The organism is Dyadobacter sp., assembly GCF_017744695.1.
In the GTDB taxonomy this organism is placed as follows: Bacteria; Bacteroidota; Bacteroidia; order Cytophagales; family Spirosomataceae; genus Dyadobacter.
Window position 1 is genome coordinate 509,527 of record NZ_JAGIAS010000004.1, and the last position, 24,120, is coordinate 533,646.

At 49.4% G+C, this 24,120-nt stretch carries 18 protein-coding genes; 11 read left to right on the forward strand and 7 right to left on the reverse strand.

All coding sequences use genetic code 11. The features are described from left to right. The first annotated feature begins 69 nt into the window (after positions 1–69). The 6 genes from J7619_RS18260 to J7619_RS18285 all read left to right on the forward strand — a co-directional run bounded on the left by J7619_RS18260 (position 70) and on the right by J7619_RS18285 (position 6,267). On the forward strand, positions 70–1,851 hold the full coding sequence (locus J7619_RS18260) for a lipopolysaccharide assembly protein LapB (protein WP_291201559.1): 1,782 nt from the start codon (positions 70–72) through the stop codon (positions 1,849–1,851). Then, positions 1,841–2,716 (forward strand): DUF4292 domain-containing protein, encoded by an 876-nt coding sequence (locus J7619_RS18265; protein WP_291201562.1) that lies wholly within the window; start codon positions 1,841–1,843, stop codon positions 2,714–2,716. Before J7619_RS18260 ends, J7619_RS18265 begins: the two co-directional genes overlap by 11 nt. 64 nt (positions 2,717–2,780) lie before the next feature. Then, a complete protein-coding gene (locus tag J7619_RS18270) occupies positions 2,781–4,121 on the forward strand; it encodes a murein hydrolase activator EnvC (RefSeq protein ID WP_291201565.1) in 1,341 nt (446 codons plus the stop codon). 238 nt (positions 4,122–4,359) lie between these two features. After that, positions 4,360–5,178, forward strand: coding sequence for a 3-methyl-2-oxobutanoate hydroxymethyltransferase (gene panB, locus J7619_RS18275; RefSeq protein WP_291201568.1), 819 nt, complete (start codon positions 4,360–4,362; stop codon positions 5,176–5,178). Between the two features lie 27 nt (positions 5,179–5,205). Continuing rightward, positions 5,206–5,937 carry an RluA family pseudouridine synthase gene (locus tag J7619_RS18280; protein WP_223406131.1) on the forward strand — a complete coding sequence of 244 codons (732 nt, stop codon included), beginning with the start codon at positions 5,206–5,208 and terminating at the stop codon, positions 5,935–5,937. A 6-nt stretch (positions 5,938–5,943) separates the two neighbouring features. Next, a complete protein-coding gene (locus J7619_RS18285; RefSeq protein WP_291201573.1) occupies positions 5,944–6,267 on the forward strand; it encodes a DUF6787 family protein in 324 nt (107 codons plus the stop codon). Positions 6,268–6,272: 5 nt separating this feature from the next. On the opposite strand, the gene J7619_RS18290 is transcribed toward J7619_RS18285, so the two are convergent. Genes J7619_RS18290 through J7619_RS18300 form a run of 3 tightly spaced genes read right to left on the reverse strand, consistent with a single transcriptional unit; the run spans position 6,273 to position 11,990 of the window. Continuing rightward, complete coding sequence (locus J7619_RS18290; protein ID WP_291201576.1) at positions 6,273–8,600, reverse strand: CehA/McbA family metallohydrolase; 2,328 nt, start codon at positions 8,598–8,600, stop codon at positions 6,273–6,275. A gap of 1 nt (position 8,601) precedes the next feature. After that, entirely contained in the window at positions 8,602–10,065 is a 1,464-nt protein-coding gene (locus J7619_RS18295) for a DUF5723 family protein (protein ID WP_291201579.1), read from the reverse strand. Further along, the gene (locus J7619_RS18300) at positions 10,062–11,990 is read right to left on the reverse strand and encodes an ATP-dependent DNA helicase RecQ (protein ID WP_291201582.1); all 1,929 of its coding nucleotides are present in this window, start codon (positions 11,988–11,990) and stop codon (positions 10,062–10,064) included. The genes J7619_RS18295 and J7619_RS18300 overlap by 4 nt, the downstream gene beginning before the upstream one ends. 159 nt (positions 11,991–12,149) lie before the next feature. On the opposite strand from J7619_RS18300, the gene J7619_RS18305 reads away from it, so the two are divergent. Both J7619_RS18305 and dacB read left to right on the forward strand, forming a co-directional pair. Next, positions 12,150–13,610 (forward strand): glycosyltransferase family 39 protein, encoded by a 1,461-nt coding sequence (locus J7619_RS18305; protein WP_291201585.1) that lies wholly within the window; start codon positions 12,150–12,152, stop codon positions 13,608–13,610. A 64-nt stretch (positions 13,611–13,674) separates the two neighbouring features. Continuing rightward, positions 13,675–14,949, forward strand: coding sequence for a D-alanyl-D-alanine carboxypeptidase/D-alanyl-D-alanine-endopeptidase (dacB, locus tag J7619_RS18310; protein ID WP_291201588.1), 1,275 nt, complete (start codon positions 13,675–13,677; stop codon positions 14,947–14,949). On the opposite strand, the gene J7619_RS18315 is transcribed toward dacB, so the two are convergent. After that, a complete protein-coding gene (locus tag J7619_RS18315) occupies positions 14,950–16,644 on the reverse strand; it encodes a hypothetical protein (RefSeq protein ID WP_291201591.1) in 1,695 nt (564 codons plus the stop codon). Between the two features lie 46 nt (positions 16,645–16,690). Beyond that, complete coding sequence (locus J7619_RS18320; protein WP_291201594.1) at positions 16,691–17,707, reverse strand: toxin-antitoxin system YwqK family antitoxin; 1,017 nt, start codon at positions 17,705–17,707, stop codon at positions 16,691–16,693. Between the two features lie 93 nt (positions 17,708–17,800). Between J7619_RS18320 and J7619_RS18325 the strand changes: the two genes are divergently transcribed. Both J7619_RS18325 and J7619_RS18330 read left to right on the forward strand, forming a co-directional pair. Further along, entirely contained in the window at positions 17,801–18,742 is a 942-nt protein-coding gene (locus tag J7619_RS18325) for a GDP-L-fucose synthase (RefSeq protein ID WP_291201597.1), read from the forward strand. Between the two features lie 186 nt (positions 18,743–18,928). Further along, entirely contained in the window at positions 18,929–19,402 is a 474-nt protein-coding gene (locus tag J7619_RS18330; RefSeq protein WP_015813234.1) for an Lrp/AsnC family transcriptional regulator, read from the forward strand. 137 nt (positions 19,403–19,539) lie between these two features. Here the strand turns inward: J7619_RS18330 and J7619_RS18335 are convergent, their stop codons facing one another. Both J7619_RS18335 and J7619_RS18340 read right to left on the reverse strand, forming a co-directional pair. Further along, a complete protein-coding gene (locus tag J7619_RS18335) occupies positions 19,540–21,036 on the reverse strand; it encodes a DUF4301 family protein (protein ID WP_291201600.1) in 1,497 nt (498 codons plus the stop codon). 88 nt (positions 21,037–21,124) lie between these two features. Further along, entirely contained in the window at positions 21,125–23,410 is a 2,286-nt protein-coding gene (locus tag J7619_RS18340) for an ATP-dependent helicase (RefSeq protein WP_291201603.1), read from the reverse strand. 204 nt (positions 23,411–23,614) lie between these two features. Between J7619_RS18340 and J7619_RS18345 the strand changes: the two genes are divergently transcribed. Continuing rightward, positions 23,615–23,959 (forward strand): hypothetical protein, encoded by a 345-nt coding sequence (locus J7619_RS18345; protein WP_291201606.1) that lies wholly within the window; start codon positions 23,615–23,617, stop codon positions 23,957–23,959. Positions 23,960–24,120: the final 161 nt, after the last annotated feature.

Below are 24,120 nucleotides of genomic sequence, written 5' to 3' on the forward strand. Positions count from 1 at the left end.
CAAAGACATTTGGGCAGAGCATACTGACAAAATTTGGTAACTTTGTTATTTACACTGAAATAGCCGGTCATGACCCACGATCTGATGGCGCACGATTCATATATGAGGACCGAATATTTGAAAATAACCCTTCTTATTTGCCTCGTATCGGCCTCCTGGCTGATGACGCCGGCCCACGCGCAGCGTCGTAAAGATCGTGACAAGCAGGAAGTTAAAGAGGAAGGCGTCCTCACTAGGCTGGAAGGGGAGTCGATGGCCGCCGAGGGGATGAAATTCATGATGAAGGACGAGCCCGACCGTGCATTACCGGTGTTTGAAAAGCTCGCGCTCCTCAGTCCGCAGGAAGCTACCGCACACTACCTGGTAGCTACGGCGCTTATCAAGCTCGAAAAATACGACGACGCGATCAATGCCTCCAAAAAGGCCCATGACCTCGATAAAGAGAACATTTTCTATTCCCAGCAGCTCGCAGAACTCTACGCGAAACGCCGCAAATACTCCGAAGCCGCCCAGATTTATGAAACCCTGGTCGCTAAAAACCCTGAAAATATCGAGTACGGGATAGAATTGGCGGCCGTTTATGTTTTTGCCGACCAGTTCGACAAAGCGATTGATACTTACAACAAGCTGGAAAAGTCGATGGGAGTGACCGAAGAGATCACGCACCAGAAACAGCAGCTCTATCTCCGTCAGAACAATCTTGACAAAGCATTGGCCGAAGGCCGGAAACTGATTGCCGCCGAGCCCGGCGAGGTTGGCTACCGCGTGGAACTGGCCGAAATGCTGATCGCCAACGACCGCATTGTGGAAGCGGTGGCGCCGCTGGAAGAAGCTTTGAAAATCAACCCGGACGAGGCGCAGGCACACGTATTGCTGGCGGATATTTACCGTCGTAATGGTGATGTGCAGAAATGCAACCAGGAGCTGAAACAGGTTTTTGCGAACCCGAACCTCGACGCAGACCCTAAAATCCGCGTGCTTTCGGGCTATCTGACGATGCTGAAAACCGAAAACGAGGTCAACGAGGCGGTTTCCCTCGCCCGCCAGCTCTCGGAAACGCACCCGAACGAATCCAAAGCGACGGTAATTTATGCCGATTTGCTGACGCGCCAGGGCAAATACCCCGAAGCACGGCAGCTGTACCTGAAAGCGGCAGCGGCCGATCCCAATGTCTTCCAGGTTTGGATCGCTATTTTGCAGCTCGACGGCCAGCTCAATCAGCCCGACAGCATGCTGGTGCATTCCGAAAAAGCATTGGAATTGTTCCCGAATCAGGGCACGTTCTGGTATTTCAACGGAACGGCGCATTTGATGAAGAAAAACTATAAAGATGCAGCCTCTTCGTTGGAAGAGAGCCTGAAAATGATCGGTGAGAATCCCCAATTGGTGCCTTTGATCCACGCACAGCTTGGTGACGCATTCAACGGAATAGGCGACCACGATAAATCCGATGCCGCCTACGAACTCGCATTGAAGGCCGACCCGGACAACGATCACGTCCTGAACAATTACAGCTATTTTCTTTCCCTGAGAAAGGAGAAACTCGATCTCGCACTCAAAATGTCGGAAAAGCTGGTGCAGCAGCATCAAAATAACCCGACTTACCTCGACACTTATGCCTGGGTATTATACATTCGTAAAGACTACAAAAAAGCCAAGGAGTTCCTCGAAAAGGCAATGCTCGACAGCAGCGGCGTGAGTGGCACAATTGTTGAGCACTACGGGGACGTCCTGTTCAAACTAGGGGAACGGGACAATGCGGTGGCCCAATGGAAAAAAGCCAAGAGAATGGGAGAGACCACCGAACTTCTTGACAAAAAAATAGCAACAGGTGCATTACATGAGCAGTAAAATTACCGTCGGGCTGGTAGCCATATCTCTGATGTGGTTCACGGCTTGTCACAAACCACGTTCTTCCAAAAGTGTCTCTCAAAAGTCGGATCTCGATACAACCCTGATCACCAGGGGCCCGGAACCCAAAGATACCATAGCCGCAGATACCGCCGCGACAGATACTGTGGCGGTAGTGCCCGACGCGGGCGAACCCATGCCGGTTGTGAAAGTCGCCGAAGTTGATTTCGACTATCTGACGGCCAAATCCAAGTTTTCATTCAAGAGTGCAAAACAGGATTTCGACAATACAAATGTCAATATCCGGATGAAAAAAGACAGCATTATCTGGCTGTCGGTGACGGGTGTGGGCCTGGAAGTAGCACGGGGTATTATTACGCGGGATTCCATCGTTTTTATGGATAAAATTCACCGCGATTACTTTGTCTTCAATTACGAACAGCTAAGCAAGCAATATAATTTCGACTTGAATTTCGATCTTCTGCAATCCGTCATCATCGGTAATATGCCTTTTGAAATGCAGGAAAACGGTCGCTTTGTGAAAGAAAATGACTTTTATGTCCTCAAACAGGCCGTCGACAGACTGGAAGTAGACAACTATATTGCCGAAAAAAACCAGAAGCTGTCGCGCCTGAAAGCGACGGAAGTGCCTACACAGAACACTTTTACGTTGGATTATGAGGATTTCAGAACAGTAGGCAGCTTCCTTTTCCCGTTCATAAGTCATATCAATCTGAACGTGCTTTCCAAAGAACAGCAGAAACTCGAAACAACCATGCGCCTCAAACACAGCAAGGTGGAATTGGTAAACCAAAGTCCAGGTTTTCCGTTTAATGTTCCTTCGAGCTATAAGCGTAAAAGGTAAAATACAGAAAGTCTGCTTAACTTTGCCCGCCGTGAGATGTATTTTGGCCGCAAGAATCAATATTATGCCCTTTCGTACCCCTGGTAGCCGTCGTTTTTGGTTAGTGCTTACATTCATGCTTTGTGCGTGCGCAGGTGCATTTGCACAGAAGACCCGCGAGCAGTTGGAGCGTGAAAAGGCTGAGAACCAGGGCAAGATCAGGGAAATTCAGAGCATTTTAAAGCAGACTTCTTCCCAAAAGAACGTCAACCTCGGCCAGCTCAAAGCTCTCAACCAGCAAATCAACACTTACAAAAAGCAGATAGACCTCCTTACCGACGACCTGGAAATCCTCGACAGGGAATTAAAAGTGCTCGAAAGGCGGCGTCAGTCGCTGGATAGCAGCCTTGCCGTATTGAAGCAAGAGTACGGCCACATGATTTATGAGGCTTCGAAACGGAACGCCTATTTCAATCAACTTGTTTTCCTGTTCTCGGCGGGTACTTTCAACCAGTTTGTGCTCCGGTATAAGTATCTGAAACAATATACGGAAGCCCGTCAGGGACGTGCGAAGGAAATCGATGCTTTGCAAAAACAGGTAATGGCCGAGCGTCAACGCATTACTTCGAAAAAGAATCAGCAGAAAAACGTCCTTGATACACGCGTTACAGAAAATACCAAGCTGGAAGGCCTGAAAGTGAAACAGAACGAGGTGATCCAGGAGCTTTCACTGAAAGAGGTAGAATTGAGGAAGCAAATTGCTGAAAATAAACGCGCTACCGACCTTTTGGAAGCCAGTATCCGCCGCATTGCCGAGCGGGAGCGCAAAGAACGCCTCGAAAGGGAACGTCGCGAGCGTGAAGAACGTGAAGCGCGCCGGAAAGCAGAACGCGAAAGAATCGCCCGGGAGAATGCCGAACGGGAAAAGAAAGGGGAGGCTGCGGTAGAAGCGCCTAAGGAAGTAGAGGAAGAGCCGGTCGTTTCTAGCGGTATGAGCGAGGAAGAAACCACGTTGGCGTCATCGTTCACGGCTTCGCAAAACCGCCTGCCATGGCCCGTAAAAGGCTTTGTATCCAGCCATTTCGGCCAGCGTCCGCACGCTGTTTTGAAGGGGGTGATGGTGGATAACCTTGGCGTTGACATTCAGACGACTGCCGGAGAGCCGGTAAGGTCGGTTTACGACGGAACGGTACTCGACGTAACGGAGCTGCCCGGAATGGGAAGTGTAGTGGCGATCCAGCACGGGAATTATATGACGATTTACGCCAAAATGACCGGTGTCGCTGTACGTGCCGGGCAGAAGGTAAAAGCACGTGAAAATATAGGCCGGGTAGCCACCGACAGCGACGGCACTTCGGAATTGCAATTCCAGATCTGGAAAAATACTTCGCGCCTGAACCCCGAAAACTGGCTGATACACCGGTAAGGCGTTTTGCAGGGATGAAACGCCACACGGGAGTCAGGAGGTGTCAAGAATTGTCAGAGATTGTCAAGTGTAGTCAGGAATAGTCAAGGGGTCAGGAATTGTCATTCATCATCGGACGGTTTGATGTATCGGACACACAAGTTCTCCTCCCTATAACAAGACTTGACTATCCTTGACCAAACATGACAACTCCTGACCACACTTAAACGAATTTCGATTACCATTACCGATAACCACCATGTCTGTACATACTGCTGATATCAAGCGCATTACGACCCACGTGATTCAGGAAATGAAGAACCGTGGCGAAAAAATAACCTGTCTAACCGCCTACGATTATTCGATGGCGGGAATCGTGGATGCAGCCGGTGTCGAGCTGATCCTGGTGGGCGATTCTGCTTCCAATGTAATGGCCGGCCACGAAACGACCCTGCCGATCACGATCGACCAGATGATCTACCATGCATCATCGGTGGTACGGGCGGTGAAACGTGCATTGGTTGTCGTGGATTTGCCGTTTGGCTCGTACCAGGGCAATTCGCGCGAGGCGTTGAACTCCGCCATCCGCATTATGAAAGAATCCGGCGCACACGCTGTGAAGCTCGAAGGCGGTCTGGAGATTAAGGACTCCGTTACGCGCATACTGAGCGCGGGAGTGCCTGTAATGGGGCATTTGGGCCTTACACCCCAGTCTATCTACAAATTTGGGACTTATACTGTCCGTGCCAAACAGGAGGCCGAAGCGCAGAAGTTGATCGAGGACGCCAAGATGCTGGAAGAAGTGGGTTGCTTTTCGGTAGTACTCGAAAAAATCCCTGCGAAACTGACCAAACAGGTATCGGAAAGCATTCAAATCCCGACAATCGGGATCGGTGCCGGGCCGCATGCCGATGGCCAGGTACTCGTAATTCACGACCTCCTGGGCATTAACAAGGAATTCAAACCACGCTTTTTGCGCCATTATGCCGATTTGAACGGTGTCATGACCGACGCCATCACCAATTATATTTCAGATGTAAAAGGAAGGTCGTTCCCGAACGAGTCGGAATCATACTAACCTTTCAAAAAGTATTAAACTAATAATATGGCTAAAAAACCTTTTCGGGTTGTTTACGAAGATAATCACCTGATCATCGTCAATAAGGAGCCGGGGATCCTGGTCCAGGCCGATGTCACCGGCGATACGTGCCTGCTCGATATGGTCAAAGACTATATTAAGGAGGAGTACAATAAGCCGGGAGCCGTGTTTCTCGGCACTGTACACCGCCTCGACCGCCCTGTAAGCGGGCTCGTAGTGTTCGCCCGCACGTCGAAGGCGCTCGAACGCATGAACGAGATTTTCCGCAAACGGGATGTTCAGAAGACCTACTGGGCGGTTGTGAAAAACAAACCTGCTGAGAAGAAGGGTAAGCTCGTGCATTGGCTTACCAAAAACGAAGCCCGCAATGTTACTACTGCCCACGATCAGGAAGTACCCGGTTCGCAGCGAGCGGAGCTCTCATACCGCTGGATCGGAGAGATCAACAAATTTCATTTGCTGGAAGTAATGCCGGTCACCGGCAGGCCGCACCAGATCCGCGTACAACTGGCATCGATGAACTGCCCTATCCGCGGGGACGTCAAATATGGTTATCCCAAAGGCAACCCGGACGGCAGCATCAATTTGCACGCACGGAGGCTTTACTTCGAACACCCCGTTAAAAAAGAGCCGGTTATCTGCCGGGCAGGCGTTCCGAACGATGCCTTTTGGGAAGAATTCTTAACTTTGGATAAAGAGGTGATCAAACCCGAACACCTGGATTTCTTTCATGAATAATAACCGATGATCGAAAAACTGAAACAGCGCTGGAACGTCCGAAATGGGTGGGATGTACTCATTATTCTCGTCGTTTTTGCCTGTACCGGTTTTTCGGTCCTCTACGTCAAGCGCTGGCTTTTCGAACTTACCGGGTTAACCGAAGACTCTTCCGGTTGGCTTCGCTGGACGGTCAATATCCTCGTCATCTTACCGCTGTACCAGGTCATTCTCCTCGCCTGGGGTTGGATTTGGGGCAAATTCAACTTCTTCTGGGAGTTTGAAAAACGGATGTTCAGCCGGATAGGAAGCCTATTCCGCTCCAAAAAGACTGAAACTACACCCGAATAACCTCCCTATTTGCTTCCGGTTGCGATAAGCTCACGATACACCTTCCGCGCTTTCTCATAAGCATTAGCGGCCGCATTGCGTTCTTCCGCACGGATATTCGGCTCTTTCATTTTCCAGCATTGTTCCAAAGCCGCCAGGCACCATTCCGCACTTTGCTTTTCGGCGATAGGCTGGTTATTGATTTTTACAAAAACCGGATTCGAATGTGAGCTGGGATAAATGCGCACCGCCAGCCAGCCCGATTTGGAGATCTTAGGTGAAAAACTAATGTCGGTCAATTTGCCGTCTGCCTGTACCTCAATGGTATCGACCGGAGCCCCATTGAAAATCAGCTCCGCCCTGACAGTCCGTGATTGTCCTGCCCGCGACCGCTCGATGTCCCAGTAGGGCTTTTCCGTAATAGGCGCCTTGGCAATTTTTGCTCCAATGCTATCTTGCTTCTCCGGCAAATAGGCGGCAATTCGGGCCGTCACTTTCACATTACCAGGCGATTTTAAAGCCACTTCGCTCTCACCGGTACCAGCCTCCAAACCATCGACTTTAAAATCCATTATATGCGACTTCCCGTCGGAAACGTAGCTTCGGCCCAATTGCAGGGCTTCCACATATCCATCATAGTCCATTGCATTTTTAGGTTTGAAATAGCTTCGCGCCTGGCCCACGCGTGCGTCCGTGATACACGGGAAGTCGGTTTCGCCGCTCAGCCTCGTTTTAAAGCCACAATTGAGCGTGTGGTAGTACATATTGAGCTCACAGGGGGCTGGCGTATCACCGGCACTGAAAAAGTCGATCAGACCGTCGGTAACCGTAACGATGTACTCGTTGGCACCGATTCCATCCATTTTAGGGGTGACGTAATTCGGAAGCTTGTTAGTCGCTTCCATCGGCTCCAATCCCCAGCCTGAATGCGCATAACCGACCACGCCGCCCTGCGATTTGGCCCAGGAAAGAACCGGCGCCGTCCAGCTGGGCCATTGTTCGATAGTAGTTGTGCCGGGATAATCGTCCTCTTTGATCCTTAGCAAAACAATATGCCCCGCGTGCGAGGATGGGAAGCCCGAAACCTCCACATCATTGCGCATGACGTTTTTTCTGCCCGACAGCGGGTGATCTTTTGCTGTGAAAAAAGTCTTTTGATGATACCAGCTTGGCCCCCAGGCCAGATTCGCCGCCATATTCAAATCCTCGCCCAGCACCTGCCGGAACATATCTTTCGGATCGACGCCCTCGGTAGGGCTGTCGTAATGACTGCAACCGGCCGCGTGAATGTGGTGATCCGCGCTGTACCATCCGAGCTTTGCCAGCTGAATCCATCTTTTCAGCTGAAATCCGACGTTTATAGACGCTACGCCTTCGGGAACAACGATTTCTTTGATCTGGGGAACATACTCAGGCCCGCGCGAGTAGGTGACCTTGTATTTGCCCGGGGGCAGGGTGACATGTTCGCCGCTTTTGCGGTAAATCTGTGGCTGGAAAAAGAAATCGGGATATTCGTCGAAGGCGGCGACGCGGCGCGAAGGAAGCGGGTAAATACCTTTAAACTTGCCGGACGCATGCTCCTGCCCGTCGGTGATCAGGAAAGACGCCATAGTGGCCGTACCATCGTCATCCTTTACATCAAAATTGACCTTAACAGCCGGTTTTGCATCAAATAAAATATGGGTGGAATTCCGGAAACCAATGTCCTGCGAGCCCTGGCCTGCATTGTAGGCGATTTCCGCTTCACGTTTACCGGCATCTTTGGAATAAATCTGAACCACCGCATATTCGAGTTTTAAACCCGACAAATTCGGCTGCAACGGCCTCCCGGCATAAATTTGAATATCAAGAAAACGATTGGCGACCTGGCCCTCGGTCAGTTCGTGTTCCTTTTTGACCCTATGCTCGAAGGAAGGGGAATGGTAAGGTTTTAATGCATTCGGGCTGGTAGCCTCAAATTTGGCTGTAATGCCTGCCTCATTATAGACCTTAACCAGAAAGGCCGTCCAGCCACCTTGCACCAGAACCGCTTTCGCGGCACCGCGGTCCACTTTTACGCGCCCTTCCGGGTTAATGTGCACCACGTTAAGGCAATAGGGATCCAGAATGGCCTGGATTCGGGCAACCGTTTCTTTCGACAACGGGCCGCGTTGCAATGCTTTCAGTTTCGCTGCATCCGCAGCCTGTAACGCGTTGCCCGAAAACGAAAGCGCTTCCTGCAAGCGCATGGCCTGCGCGAGCAAAGGCTGCGGCTCCACATCGGCGACGGTATGATTGGCGTGCTGATCGTGCTGCCCGAGCAGCATCAGTGGGAAGAAAACTGCTAAAAGGAGTAGGGCAGACGATGTTTTCATATCAATCCTTGTCTTTTTTACGATATGCCTTCCACGCGGTGAAACCAATGTACATCATGCTCCCGCGTGCCCCGCCACCTTTCATGAGGCCATTTACATTGCTGAAACCGAGGAAAACCGGTCCGAAATGCCCTGCAAGGCCGATCGAAGGCCTATTATTTCCCTGAATGAATGAAATCGGGAAAGAAAGGCCGGAATCCTCATCCTCAAAACGTGGCGTAATGATAAAAGTATTAGGCACATACATATCTAATGACTGCCGACCATCGGACTGGCTCCCATGCGATTGCTTTCCACCACCGCTCAGGCGGCTCGTGTGCGAAAGGTTCAGGAAGAAACCGTGAAAAACCTGCAAATCGGCTTCGAGATTGAGGGCCTGGGGCAGTTTTGCCTTCCGCGACAACGCGGAGCTGGTGTCGCCCGGGAAAAGGCTCATGAAACCCTCGGGACCGCGGTCGCTGATGGTTTCCAGCTCGGTTTGCCCGATCACCACATCGCTGTGTGTTCCTTTGATAACCCGCGAATCGCCCGTTTTGTATTTGACGGAGCCAATATCCGTCAATGAGCCTGCGAGTCGGACCAGGTAATCGGGACTGTCGTTATAAACTTCCTTCCGATCCTTCCAAACCGACCCGATTTCGTATGAAAAACCAAGGTCATACCCCCAGCCAGAGCCGTACTTGCCCGAATCAAACAAGTTTCCAACACTCATTCCGCGATTAGGCGTGCTGTACCCGCTTTCATAAGTCAGATTGTCAATTTGCAGCTGACTGACATCCGTATTGCTGCTGCTCACCGGATGAATGCTGTACCGATCTGCATTGCCCGTCAAATAGGCCACCCGTGCACCGAAAACGCGCTTCACGGTTACGCCGACGCGGAATTTGTGCCCTTCAATATCCAACAGCTGGGCACCGTAGGAAAAGCTGAGATCCGAAAAGCTCTGCTGAACAAGGCTGAAATCACCCCAAACCTCATCGGAAACCGGCGGTGTACTACCGGTATCGAGCCGCTTGATGTACAAGTTATCGATGGCCGAAGGGATATTGCGCCCCAGTACAAATCCCCGCGTACGCAGCTGCACGGCTACTCCATGGTATTTGCCCAATGCAAACGACACCGAGGGCCACCGGATTTCGCCTGTCAGAAATATAGGGTCCTTGTACGTGAGCGAGCCCATCGTGCGCGAGCGACCATAAAGCTCCTTCGTAGAATGGGGGGCAAGAATAGGGTACAGGAATGAGTTTTCCCCGATGAAACGGAAATAGCGGTATTTGATACTGCCGCCAAGCGTGAGGACATTGATCTGAAACTTATGCCTCGGCCCGCCGAGTACCGACGGGTTGTAGGTCGACCGGTACAAGCCACCGTAATTACTGAATTGCAGGCCGAGAATCTGTTGAGCGACAACGCATTGCAGGGCTGTCAGGATAAATAGTGCTGTGGTTAGTAATGAGGTTTTCAAGGTTGAGTTTTGTTAGTCGGGGTCAGCATTCCCTGTTCGTTGTAATGGATCGCTTCCTCCTGGATTAGTTCTTGTAATGCTTTCAGGAACACCTCTCCCGGCAAATTTTCAAATGCCCGGCTCAGTTCCGCGGGCAGCATCGGGCCCTCACGGTACAAAAAATGGGTAATCTGTTCACCCCAGTCGTCCACGACAGCATCGCGGGCGGCTTCATTCTTACGGTTTTGGATACATATATCGCACACACCGCATTCCTCCGCATCGTATTCATGAAAATATTCCAACAAAAGCAAAGTACGGCACCGTTTGGTATGCGACGCGTAGCGAATCACCGCCTGCGCCTTTTGCAGGTCGCGGTCTTTTCTTTTTTGTATTTCAAAAACATTCAGCGGAAGTAAAGAAGAATCATAGCGCGGTGTCAGAAATGTGAGCTGGGGCTTGTCTCTTCTTGGCTCGTAATCGATGATTTCTCGTTCGGCCAGGAATTTCAATTTCCTCAGGATCTCGGGTACATTGGCAAAATGGATCTGTGCCAGCTCCGTTTCGGAAATGCGCACATATTCGGTAAAAAGCTCACCGCCGTACATTCGCAAGATCAGTTTGATAAACGAATCCATCTCCTGATAGCGTATCTGGAAGTCGTACAATTGCCGGTTGTCGACCAGGAAATGGATTTTGGAAGAATCGCCAAAGCTCTCGCTGAGCTGCACAAAACCCTCTTCTTCAAGCAGTTTCAACGCATAATGCGTTTCGCTGACAGGCAACCCGAATATTCCCGCGAACTCCTGGATATCAAAGTCAAAACCCGATAACTCACCCGCACCGATCGCAATCTTGTAGTAATTCGCCAAAGCCTGGTACACACGCCGGAGCATTTCCACCGGTGGATATTTGCGCTCAATGCTATCAATCAGTTCTTCCAGATCAATTTTATTAAAAAGCGCGACCGCGTAAGCCTTCTTTTCGTCCCTTCCCGCACGCCCGGCCTCCTGGTAATAGGCTTCTAGGTTATCGGGCAAATCGAAATGGATTACCGCCCGCACATCCGGCTTATCGATACCCATTCCAAATGCATTGGTGGCCACGACGATTCGAATGCGGTTCTGTATCCAGGCCGTTTGCCGCTCCGAGCGGTCTTTGAAAGGCAGGCCTGCATGGTAGCTCGTCGCCGAAATTCCCTGGCGGTTCAGCCAATCGGCGAGCTCCTTTGTGCGCTTGCGCGTACGAACGTATACGATCCCCGTTCCCTGCACATTACGTAAAATTTGCAATAATTTGCGCTCTTTACTTTCTTCGGGAAATGCCGAGTAGGAGAGGTTAGCCCGTGCGAACGACTGTTTAAACACCCGTGCATTACGCATTTCGAGCTTGTCGAGAATGTCGGTCCTTACTTCCTCCGTGGCCGTGGCCGTCAGCGCCATGACCGGCACCTTGGGCAAAAGCTTGCGGAAATCGGCAATGAGCAGATAAGAGGGGCGGAAGTCGTAGCCCCAGGCCGAAATACAATGCGCCTCGTCGATCGCAAGCAGGCACACCTTCATACGCTTCGTACGCGCAATCATAATGTCCGTACGCAGGCGCTCGGGCGACACGTAGAGAAACTTCGTGTTGCCATGAATGCAATTATCCAGCGTAATATCGATTTCGGTCTTGCTCATGCCCGAATGGATCGCAGCGGCCGGGATATGCCTGCGTTTGAGCTGTTCCACCTGGTCCTTCATAAGTGCAATGAGCGGTGTCACCACAATGCAAACACCCTCGGAAGCCATGACCGGTACCTGAAAACAAATGGATTTCCCTCCGCCGGTCGGAAGCAATACCAGCGCATCCATGCCCTTCAGGACCGCCTGAATGGCATCTTCCTGGAACGGCCTGAAAGCGTCGTAACCCCAATATTGTTTCAAAACAGACCGGATATCAGTCATCAGAATGCTCGTGCGATGTGGTGATCAGATTTTACAAAGTAATCGCATTAGGTGCGTTATCGAAAGCGGGAAACCGCCCGTTTGGTAAAAAAGAACCGCCAGGCAGGTATTCCACCAGGGACAAAACCCGTTATTTAACGGCAAATTTCACTCCGCATCATGAATTCCAACAATGAAAATTACCTGGGATGGCTACCCTGGCTTTTCACGCTTAGCTTCGTCCTGATCACATTTCTGCCACGGTCGGTCGACGACACGATGTTCATGGATGGTGTCACTTACGCTGCTATTGCCCGCAATATGTCGGAAGGTATCGGGTCATTCTGGCGGCCGTTTTTCGCGCATTCGTTCTGGCTACCCTATGACAACGGCGATTATTTTTCGGGACATCCGCCGTTGCAATTCGGGCTGCAATCCATTCTTTTCAGGATTTTCGGTGACACGCCGGCTGTTGAAAACGGTTATAACCTGCTGATCTTAACCGGTTATATTTTCTTTATTGTCAAAATCTGGCAGAAACTACTCGGGCCAACAAGCCCATTCCGCGCATTGGACTGGATACCCGTTTTATGCTGGTACGCCGTTGTGATTGTTTATTACAGTATTCCAAACAACTTTCTCGACAGTACCATGGGGCTATTTTGCCTTGCCTCCTGCTATTTTCAATTGGTTTATCTGAAAGAAGAATCTGCTCAAAAACAATATGTGTTGCGGCCACTATTAGCCGGGGTTTGCATTATGCTGGCATTTCTCACCAAAGGCCCGGTGGGGCTTTATCCACTCGCATTTTCGGCGATCTACGCCATTTCTACGCATCCATACGGATTTCCTAGGGCATTCCGGCCGACTATCATCATGCTGGTGGTGATCGCAGCAGGTATCGCAGGCATATTTCTTCACGCACCTGCACGTGCGTTTATGGCAACCTATTTCAACGGCCAGATCGTGCAGGCATTGTTACAGAAACGGGAAAAAGCAGGCACGGGCTGGGCAGCCCATTTCACGTTGATATCAGAACTCCTGCGGAATCTGCTGCCGCATTTGATCGCCTGCGCCGCACTGTACGGATTATCCTTCGGTTTTAAATGGAGAATTCCCCGGCAAAAGGTTATCTCCGAAAATATCCGCCTGACGGCGCTTGTCGCAGCGTCAGGGATCTTGCCGATGCTGGTGAGCATCAAGCAATATCCGCATTATCTCTTACCGGCATTACCCTTTGTGGCGCTGCTCTTTGCTTTTTTGCTGGTTCAGCGTATCGAATTCGTCATGGTACACAGAAAGCAATCCATCACCATCGCGCTAAGCATCGGCGTATTGGTATGCTGGGGTGCCACATTCCGGAAACTGACCTCGATTCCGCCGGATGTCCACTCGGCCAATGCAAAACAGCTACGTACACTGGTACCGTCAGCGGCTACGATCGGAATTTGTCATGAGTTGTTCCAACGAGCCGATATACACGCCAACTTGCAGCGCTATCATCATTTGTCGCTTTCTACTGAAATTAGCGCTATGAAATATGTTCTCGCCGATTCAGCATGCTTGCCGCAATTTGATCTGAAACGGGACAGCATTGTAAAGCTGAATGGCAACTACTTACTGGTTATCCAAAACCCTTGACCTGCCACTTTACCAATACGACGAAAATATTATCTTTGTTTAAAGTTCATTTTAACCCGTTTCCATGCGCACGCTGCTCTTCTTCATCAGTATTATTGCTCTGTCGGGCTGTTCGGCCTCCCATTATCTGAAACGTGAAATCGACCGTTCGGCGGTCCTCAGTCAGCAACATACAGGCGTTTCCGTTGCCCGCGTAGGGGATCAAAAGTCGCTGGCTTCGTATCAGGATAATAAATATTTCGTCCCTGCATCCAACACCAAACTATTCAGTTTTTATGCCGGTCTGTCCGCATTGGGCGACTCCATTCCCGGCCTCGAATACCTCGAATGGGGCGAACTGTTGATCATTCGGGGCACCGGCGACCCCTCGCTGCTCCATCCCGATTTGCCGCACAGCAAGGTTTTTGATTTCCTGAAAGGCCGCAAAGACCAGATATTTTTTACTCCTTACCATTTCGAGAACAAACGTTTTGGCCCGGGTTGGGCCTGGAGCGACTACAACGACTACTATCAACCCGAAGTGACCGCCATGCCGATCTACGGTAATATCGCCCGTTTCAAAAGCACGGCTGCCGGACTATACCGGGCTAACCCGCGTTTCTGGCAGAAAGCAATGGTGCAGGATACGGCGGTTTCCGGAATTGAGAGGGAAGAACTGCAAAATGTATTTCACTACGCAAAACTATCCGGTTCACAGGCAGTTACCAGAGATGTTCCCGTTCACATGACCGACCAGGTGATGCTGCAACTATTGAGCGATACATTAAAAAAGGAAATCAAACTGATCAATATTCCGCTGGAAATTGAATTGCAGACGGTCAATAGTATTCCTTCGGACTCGCTGTACACGCGCATGATGCAGGTAAGCGACAATATGCTGGCCGAGCAGCTCATGCTGCTTTACGCCACCGCGAACAAGTTGCCGTTAAGCACCGAAAAAGCCATTGCACACGCCGTAGAGCATCATTTGGCCGATTTACCGGACAAACCGGTTTGGAAAGATGGCTCGGGGTTGAGCCGCTACAACCTTTTTACACCACGTACCATGGTGGCTTTGCTGCAAAAGATCTACGCAAAAGTGCCGCAGGAAAGACTATTCAAAATATTGCCGGCAGGAGGGAAGAGCGGAACACTTAAAAACCTTTTCAAGGAAGAGCCGCCTTTCATTTTTGCTAAAACAGGCAGTTTGAGCAACGTTTACAACCTGAGCGGCTATTTGATTACAAAAAAAGGGAAAGTATTGGCATTCAGCTTCATGAATAACAATTTCACCAAACCTACCGCCGATGTGCGCAAGGAAGTGGAGCGCATTCTCACCAGCGTCCGTAACAAATACTGATTATTCTCTTTCCTCCCAGGTCCGGCCGGTGCAATAAATGGTATTGCGTCCATTTTTGCGGACGAGCAGGTAAATCTGATAGGTGCCCGGCTCGACATTGGCCGTATGAAAACTCGCATTTACACCTTTATTGAAATACATTCCACGGCGCAGCGTCGTTTTCAGCGGCACGGAAGCCTGATTAGGCTGCGCTGCGTATACGTGCTCCGTTGACTTCAGAATCACATATGCGCCGTCGGAATAGTCTTTTTCGGGCTTGAAGAATTCCTGGTGAAAACCAACCACAATATGGTCCCCAAGCACCCCGACTTCATCCGGCGGATAAGTGCCGGCACATGAAACCGAATCCGCCCGCGGGTTCCAGTTTTCGGCCAGCGGGTCGGCCGAGCGGTAATAGGAGCGGATTTTTTCAAAATGCTGCTGATCCATCGAAAACATACGAATACCCAGCCAATCGGCATTGTAGCGCGCATTGAACTCCTGCGCAATAGCCGCCCGACGCCCATTTACCGCCTCGGCGAAATTGCCGTGCAGCAATAGCAGATTCATTACAATGGCAGCCACCAATATTCCGGGAGCAAATTTTCTTCGGGCTGTGTGTTGCGCAATAGCCAAAAACCCGAAATACAAGGCAATGCACCAAAGCGTCGAATACATCCGGTAACGCCCTTTGAACATGCCCTCGAACGTGTCCGTAGGAATGCGCTTATACGTGAGGGCCAGGGCCGTTATGCCTGTAAAAATCGCAATAGCAAGCGCAAAAAGGGCTGTTGGATTTGTATAACGTCCTTTCAGCCAGGTCGAATTCCAGAGCGGAATGTATTGTTTGCGGTATAAAAAAAGCAGTGCGGCGATCATCAGCATTCCCATTGCAACGGCAATGTACAATCCGGATGTCGGCGTACCGTAGGCCGTAAGTGTTGCCCATGAACCGATAAACCCGAAGAAGCCGAAGAAGCCTTCTTTAACCTGCTGCGGGTTCGAGAAATCGAGGTTTTGAGTGATTGGGGTGAAGTCGATGAAATAAATGACTGCGATAATGAGCGTTGTCGCCAGCGTGATAAAAAATTGTTTCCGGTAACCTCCGAGCAAAAACAGCAGCCCGATTACCGGAAAAACCATCAATCCATTACCGTAAGTAAATGTCGCCGCAATAGCAAAAAGCAACGAAATGGCGATCCGTTCCGGCTTGTAAACCGCAAAATAGAGCGCCGAAAGCACAAAAAGGATCACGCCGAAATTGCAAAGCGAACTGACCCCCCAGAAAATGTTTTCGAATGACTGGATATTGAACCACAGCCACATGACCGGCACAAAATACCAGATGGAAAACCTCAAATGCCTGAAAGCTCGATAGAAAACCCATGCGCAAAGCGCCCAACACGTGTTGGCGATCATCATCGGCCAAACCAGATTGACCGTTCCAAATGTCTTTTCGAGGAGCAGTATTACCGAGCGGGAGAATACGAGCCGGTGCTCGGGAAAAAGGGTTGTCAGCAACTTCCATTTACCCGCCAGATCGGCTTTCGAAAATTCGGGAATAATACCGAGGATCAGGATATCGTCGAATGCCACATAGTTGACATTCAATGCAATAACTTCGAATACCCAAATATAGATGAGACCGGGTAGCAGGCCCAACAAGCATGCAAGCCAGCTTTTTTCCCTGACAAAACGGAGGAAAGATGAAAACATGCGTGCTAATTAAGCAGGTGAGCCGTGATTTTCAACCATGCGCTGCCTAATTTTCGGTTTCCTCCTCTTCAGCGGAGGCTCGGGGATCTTTGGTATGGTCATAGACGAGTTTGCCTTTGTCGTCCCATTCTCTCAGAACGAACGGCTCGAAATCCTCGTCCCAGGCTGTTTTCGGGTACTGAACTTCTTTCTTGCGCTGACGGCGGAACTGATAATATTCCACCCAGCGGCCTACTTTTTTACCCGAATCATATTTGCCGTCGACCGCCAGCTGTCCTTCCTTATAAAATTGAAGATATTCGCCTTCTACCTCGCCAAATGCGATCGGCATCACTTCTTTCACCTGCGTATGCGCGGAGTCGTAGTAGGTAATGCGCGATTCAGCGGGGAATCCGCGGTTCCAAACCGACTTATCGATCAGGTTATATTTGGTGTCATACTTCACCCAGCGGCCATCTTTCACACCCATGTAATAGTAGCCTTCCTCGATCAGGTTTTCGCCGCTATACTTTTTATACGAACCGTGAAGCGGCAACGCCTGCGCCTTGTCTTTGATCACGGAAGAGCTCAGTTTTCTGGATTTCTTGTCGTACCAGCGCGTTTCGGTAGCGCGGACGTATTCGTTCATGGGCTTATATTCCTTCAATACATGGAAATTTTCCACCGTAGCACGGTCGCCGCTGCCGTATTTAACAGACATGCTCTGCATCGGAATGCCTTCATATTGTACTTTGGCAAGACGCGCTTTTTCCTTTTTGGCTTTGCGGTCTTTCTTCTGGCTTTTGTATTCTTTTACCCGAAGCCCCAGGTCGGGGATCGTTTCTCCGAACAGCGTGGAGAGATTGGTGGACTTGCCCTTACCGCCCGGCACCGAAGCACCAACCACCGGATCCAGGCCCGAAACGAATGATTTCAGGTCATTGGAACGCGTTGCTGTATCTTTTTTCACCTGCTCTTTGGGCAACCATGAAGGGGTCGAGGCATCCTTCTGGCCATTCTGGGCCGAAACGGAAACCGACAGACAGATTGAAAAAAAGCCGCAGAACAGTGCTACTCTTTGCATGTATATAGGATTTTTCTTCAGGGCAAGATTGTTACTTTTGTAACGAATTGGTTTTTTCTATATTGATTTCCAAGACAAATTTAAAAAAACACCGTGGAAAAAAACGCTAAAATTTATATTGCCGGGCACAGAGGAATGGTTGGATCTGCTATTCTCAGAAAATTGCAAAAAGAAGGGTTCGACAACATCATTACCAGAACTTCATCCGAGCTCGATCTTCGCAACCAGGCTGATGTACGGGCATTTTTTGAAGCAGAACGTCCCGAATATATCTTTTTGGCCGCAGCCAAAGTCGGCGGCATTATGGCAAACAATATTTACCGTGCAGAGTTCCTGAACGATAACCTGCTCATTCAGAACAATGTAATCGACAGCGCGTACCGTACGGATGCGAAAAAACTGATGTTTCTCGGTTCGAGCTGCATTTATCCGAAACTTGCACCGCAGCCTCTGCAGGAAGATTCATTGCTCACGGGCCTGCTCGAACCCACCAACGAACCTTACGCGATCGCGAAAATTGCCGGTATTAAAATGTGCGAAGCCTACCGGTCGCAATATGGCTGCAATTTTATTTCGGTGATGCCTACCAATTTGTACGGACCGAATGATAATTACGATTTGAATAATTCGCACGTTTTGCCCGCGATGATCCGCAAATTTCACGAGGCAAAAGAGGATGGTAAGCCATTTGTGGAGCTCTGGGGTACGGGATCGCCACTGCGCGAGTTCCTGCACGCCGATGATCTGGCGGCAGCCTGTTATTTCCTGATGCAAAATTACAATGAAGCCGGCTTCCTGAATGTAGGTGTAGGTGCGGATGTTACCATTAAGCATCTGGCTGAAATGATCCGGCAAGTGGTCGGATATGAAGGTGAAATCAAGTGGAATACCGATAAACCGGACGGTACACCGCGAAAACTGATGGATGTAAGCAAGCTGCATGCCTTGGGCTGGAAGCACACCATCGACCTTGAAGAAGGCATTACCCGGACTTATCAGGATTTTCTCGAAAAAATAGAAACATATGCCGTGTAACCTGAATCCTAACAACGGGTTACATTTAGTATAGCCTAATATTTCAATACTAAAATCCTATTTCACCCACGATAATTCTATTTTTAGACAAAATTTCAGTATAATATTACAAGAATCTTCGGGAAACTAATTAGTTTTGCGACGTACCCTAAATGGGCACGTCATATAAACCTTAGTCATAGAGAAATGTCGGCCATTATTAAGTTAGATCAGATAGACCGCAAAGTACTGGAGATTTTACAAACGAACGCGAAGATAACCAACGCTCAACTATCCAAAGAAATAGGGCTTTCACCCGCTCCCACGCTGGAACGTGTGAAAAAACTGGAACAATCGGGGATCATTAAAAGCTACCATGCGCAGCTGGAGCCTGAAAAGGTGGGATTGGGCGTGAGCACTTTTGTTCAGATTTCGCTGGTAGGACACCGTAAAGCTGTTACGGAGTCATTTGTTGAGAAAATTCACGCGATACCGGAAGTCATTGAATGTCACCACATTACAGGGACTGGCGATTTTCTCCTTCGTGTAATTTCCAAAGACATCAGCACCTACCAGAAGCTGATGCTCGAAAAAATCAATGAGATCGAAGAGGTTGCGAGCACGCAAACAATGGTAATTCTGTCGACTTTCAAAGAAAGCAAAGTATTACCGATACCTTGATGTTAAGAGTTTATGAGTCGAGAGTTTAAGGTGGAGATTCAAGAGCTAATTGAACGTTAAACTCTGAACTTTAAACTCATAAAATAAAAAATGGTCGGAAGTGATTCCGACCATTTTTTATTTGGTATCCTCAGAAACTATTGGTGCTGCTCGCGGAGCAGGTCATTTACCGTTTTCACAGGGTTGAAAGTGATCAGCGGCACTTCTACGAAAAGCGTATTCCAGTCGGCCATCGAGCCATTCCACAAGCCTGGAAGCTCCTGGGCTTTCAGCTCCTTACCATCTTTGGATTTACCTGTGATAAAGCCGGTTAGCGGATCGCGGAATTTTTTCAGGTCGTACAATTCCCCTTTTTTATTCTTCACTGCGCACACGAGGTCAACCGGGTTGAAGTGCGTCGAGTTCTTGAAAATGCTGTTCTGGTCGGCATTATCGACATCCACCTGTGCCGATTCCACGATTTGCAACGACGACGATCCGTCGGCATTCTCAGCCCAGAAAGGCCCGCCGCCCGGCTCACCCTGGTTTTTCACCATCCCGCATGCGCGCAAGGGGCGATCCAGCTTTCCTACGAAATATGCTTTTTTCTTTTCGTCGCTCCACGAGTCGAAACCTGCCGGCGGGATCACGCAAAGTTCATTACGGAAAAAGCCGTCGATCTCTTCAAGCAATGCCGCATCGGCGTTTGCAGCGAGCTTATCGAGATAAGCAAAAATTCTCTTCTGATATCTCAACACGATTCCCGCCAATGCCTTTTTATAAGTAATGGTATCGCCTTTAATGCGATCGGGAACGACATTATCGATGTTTTTGATGAAAATGATATCCGCATCGAGCTGCCCGAGGTTTTCAAGCAATGCGCCGTGACCCGCAGGACGGAACAACAATGTATCGTCTTTCTCGCGGAAAGGCGTGTTATCGAGATTTACAGCGATGGTATCCGTCGAGCTTTTCTGTTCGGAAAAAGACACAATGTACCGAACGCCGTATTGCGTCTGGTAACTTGGAAGCACTTCCACTACCAGTTTTTCAAACTTATCGCGGTGCTCCGGGGAAACCGTGAAATGGATCTGCACATTGCTGCCGGCATTTGCATATTTCGCGCCTTCTACCAAATGCTCTTCCAGCGGCGTGCGTGAGCGCTCGGTGTAATTATGGAATTTCAGCAAACCTTTCGGCAGCTCTCCGTAACCTAAGCCCTTTGCGGTAAGGAAGTAAGAAGCTATCGTCTTTTCGTCGGCTGCCTCGATTTCGTAGCCATCAGCAGCGAGAGAAATTTTCAGGTCCTCGTAGAATGCGAAATCCATGAGTTTTGAGAAGAACTCGTCCACTGACTTGTCCTTCTTATCTTCCTGCAAAAAACCGAAAAGCGACTTAAACATGCGGGTAGCCGCGCCGGAAGCCGGTACAAATTTCAAAAGTGCAATTTCCCCATCGGCTGCACTTTTATCGAACTCACTGATTACCTGTGCGATCTCATCGTCGGTAAGCCTGATAATGCCGTCGCCCACCGTGGCAGCCTTCGACAATTGCAAAAACGGAAAGCCTTTTTCAAAATAGCGGACTTGCTCTTCTACAACGCTTAAATCGCTTCCTCTCTCCTTTATTTGTTGAATATCGTTTTCAATAAACATAATGTATGGTTTTAATCAGTGAAGTTTAGGGTAAGATTTATTACAAAAAAGCTTGGAATTTTAACAACTTCATCAATTTTTCCTGCATTTATTTCAGCACCCGCAACTTGGCGAAACTGAGAAGCAGTGTTTTTTCACCCACCAGGTCAAATTTCACCGTCGCTTTTCTATCGGTACCATTGATGTCCATTTTGGTCACCACCCCGAAACCGAATTTCAAATGCTCTACCTTGTCGCCTTCTGCCAGGTCGAAAGTATCGGTTGGTACGAAATCAGCCGACGGAACATGGCTGGTAGCAGCTGTTGCAACAGGCCTCGCCTCGGTTTTCCGCTGTACGAGGTTGCGGGCGAAAGTCGTTACCGGCGGCGTTGTATCGCGTTCCAAGGCACTCTGGACCATTCTATTGACATTCAAATACTTCTGATCGACTTCCAGCAGGAAGCGGCTCGGTTCACACATTTTCAGGCGGCCCCATTGGTACCGGCTTTCCGCGTAGGAGAATGACAATTTCTTTTCCGCGCGCGTGATCGCTACGTAGAAAAGCCTTCTTTCTTCTTCCAAATCCTGCCGACTTTCGAGCATCATCTGACTTGGAAACAGGTCTTCTTCCAGCCCCACAATGAATACATTCCTGAATTCCAAACCCTTAGCCGAGTGGATCGTCATCATCGTCACACGATCGTGATCGTTATTATCATCCGGCTCGTCGGCATTGGTCAAAAGCGAAACCGATTGCAGGAATGCGCTCAGCGTTTTGTCCTCCGTTTCGTCACTATCGACAAATTCCTTGATACCATTCAGCAATTCCTGCACGTTTTCGTAGCGCGAAAGGCCTTCCACGGTCTTATCTTCATACAATTCCCGCAGAATTCCGGAGGCTTTGGCGATGTGGGACGAAATTTCGTAGGCATCCTTGCCTTCTTCCACCAGAATTTTGAAACTCTTGATCAGCGTCGCGAACCCTTCGATGGGGGCAATGGAGCGTCCCGATCCAAATTGGTTGATATTCGCTACTACATCCCATATCGCCACATTATTTTCCGAAGCAGTTACTGCGATTTTGGCCACCGTTGTGTCGCCAATGCCGCGTTTCGGCAGGTTGATAATCCGTTTGAAAGCTTCTTCATCCCGCTGGTTGACTGTAAACCGCAGATAAGCCAGCAAATCTTTGATTTCTTTCCTTTGATAGAAAGACTGGCCACCCACAATGCGGTACTTAATGCCGAGTTTCCGTAAAGCTTCTTCAAATGAGCGGGACTGCGCATTGGTACGGTACAAAATGGCAAAGTTCTCATTACGAAGCGATTTCTGCATTTTCTCTTCGAAAATCGCAGTCGCCACCAACCGGCCTTCCTCATTATCCGAACCAGCCTTGATCACGTCGATCAGCGAGCCTTCCTCGTTGGAAGTAAATGTATGTTTTTCGAGCTGCGACTTATTCCGGGCAATCACAGAATTCGCCGCATTTACGATCGTGCTTGTCGAACGGTAATTCTGTTCCAACTTGATCACGCGCACATCCGGGAAGTCCTTTTCAAAATTGAGGATGTTCTCAATGTTCGCGCCGCGGAATGCGTAAATACTCTGCGCATCGTCACCCACCACGACAATATTCCGGTGCACCGCTGATAACTTTCTGGTAATGAGGTACTGGGAAACGTTCGTATCCTGAAACTCATCCACCATCACATGCTGGAACTTGTGCTGGTACTTATATAATACGTCGGGGAAATCGCGGAAAAGGACATTGGTATTGAAAAGCAGGTCGTCGAAGTCCATGGCATTGGCCTGGAAGCAGCGCGTTGCGTACGTTTTGTAAAGCCGGCCGATCTCCTTCATTTTGGCCGCATCGTCGTCGGCCTGGATCACTGCATTATTAATGTAATCGTCGGGCGATATGAGCCGGTTCTTCGCTCCGGAGATCCGGTTGAAAACTACATTAGCTTTATAAACCTTGTCGTCGAGGTTATATTCTTTGATGATACTCCTCAATAATGACTTCGAATCGTCGGTATCGTAAATAGAGAAATCGCTGGTATAACCCAGGTAGGGGGCCTCGATACGCAGTATTTTGGCGAAAACGGAGTGGAAAGTACCCATCCAGATGTTCCGCGCCTCGGTACCGACAGCGCCTTCGATCCGGCTGCGCATTTCGCCGGAAGCTTTATTGGTAAATGTGAGGGACAAAATACGGAACGGATCGACACCCGTCTCGATCAACCGCGCAATGCGGTAGGTAAGTACCCTGGTTTTCCCTGAACCCGCGCCCGCAATGATCATCAAAGGGCCATTTCCGTGCAGCACAGCCTCCCGTTGGGGCTCATTCAAGGTCGAGAGATAATCGTTGTGGTTCAAAGTTGTATGCTTTTCCAATTACTTATAATATATAGCAAAAGCCAAAGTTAGGAAAAACCGTCAAAAGCATCCTGAAACTCCGGGCCTGTAAGCGGGGCCAATCCGATAAATATTATTCCGGAATCAGAACATAAGGTGTGCATTGTTGGTTAATTAGCAACAATTTCAGATTTCATCATATATATAGGGCATCGCCCGCATGCGCACAGGCTAATGAGTACAATGAATATAGAAGACCAACCACTGGAAGTACAATGGGAGCACCTGCTGGGGCAGCTGGAAGAAATGGTGGGCAAGCGCCCGGGCGACCTGAACGGTGTGCTATTTCTGATAGGTGTGCAAGAGCTTGGGCAAGGAGCGAAGCGATTCAGCAAAGAACAGAAGCAAGATCTGATGCATATAGGTATATGCAAAGTGCTAAGCTTGTCATCCTATTATAGCCTCGAATATACCGACAAGGATGGCTGGCCGCATTACAAACTGGACAGGGCTCTTCCTCCGGGTGATCTTTTGAAGCAGGAGGCGCTTTTGAAGATGCATGTGATCGAGTACTTCAAAAATTTGTGAAAAAATTATGGACCGGTAATTTCTGGTTATCAATCGGTTGCTGAAAAGTGAAAAAGTTTTTTTACAATTTTTTGCTGTTGGCGCTTGCATCTTAAAAATTAACCCCCCACTTTTGCACTCCCAATCGGGAATAACGGTGCTGAAAACGATCAGCACAGCGA

Coding starts and splice junctions, on each gene's coding strand:
- J7619_RS18320 (WP_291201594.1), bottom strand. CDS start 17,707: ATGCAAAGAGTAGCACTGTTCTGCGGCTTTTTTTCAATCTGTCTGTCG.
- J7619_RS18300 (WP_291201582.1), bottom strand. CDS start 11,990: ATGACTGATATCCGGTCTGTTTTGAAACAATATTGGGGTTACGACGCT.
- J7619_RS18280 (WP_223406131.1), top strand. CDS start 5,206: ATGGCTAAAAAACCTTTTCGGGTTGTTTACGAAGATAATCACCTGATC.
- J7619_RS18305 (WP_291201585.1), top strand. CDS start 12,150: ATGAATTCCAACAATGAAAATTACCTGGGATGGCTACCCTGGCTTTTC.
- J7619_RS18260 (WP_291201559.1), top strand. CDS start 70: ATGACCCACGATCTGATGGCGCACGATTCATATATGAGGACCGAATAT.
- J7619_RS18265 (WP_291201562.1), top strand. CDS start 1,841: ATGAGCAGTAAAATTACCGTCGGGCTGGTAGCCATATCTCTGATGTGG.
- J7619_RS18315 (WP_291201591.1), bottom strand. CDS start 16,644: ATGTTTTCATCTTTCCTCCGTTTTGTCAGGGAAAAAAGCTGGCTTGCA.
- panB (WP_291201568.1), top strand. CDS start 4,360: ATGTCTGTACATACTGCTGATATCAAGCGCATTACGACCCACGTGATT.
- J7619_RS18270 (WP_291201565.1), top strand. CDS start 2,781: ATGCCCTTTCGTACCCCTGGTAGCCGTCGTTTTTGGTTAGTGCTTACA.
- J7619_RS18285 (WP_291201573.1), top strand. CDS start 5,944: ATGATCGAAAAACTGAAACAGCGCTGGAACGTCCGAAATGGGTGGGAT.
- J7619_RS18345 (WP_291201606.1), top strand. CDS start 23,615: ATGAATATAGAAGACCAACCACTGGAAGTACAATGGGAGCACCTGCTG.
- J7619_RS18290 (WP_291201576.1), bottom strand. CDS start 8,600: ATGAAAACATCGTCTGCCCTACTCCTTTTAGCAGTTTTCTTCCCACTG.
- J7619_RS18330 (WP_015813234.1), top strand. CDS start 18,929: ATGTCGGCCATTATTAAGTTAGATCAGATAGACCGCAAAGTACTGGAG.
- J7619_RS18335 (WP_291201600.1), bottom strand. CDS start 21,036: ATGTTTATTGAAAACGATATTCAACAAATAAAGGAGAGAGGAAGCGAT.
- dacB (WP_291201588.1), top strand. CDS start 13,675: ATGCGCACGCTGCTCTTCTTCATCAGTATTATTGCTCTGTCGGGCTGT.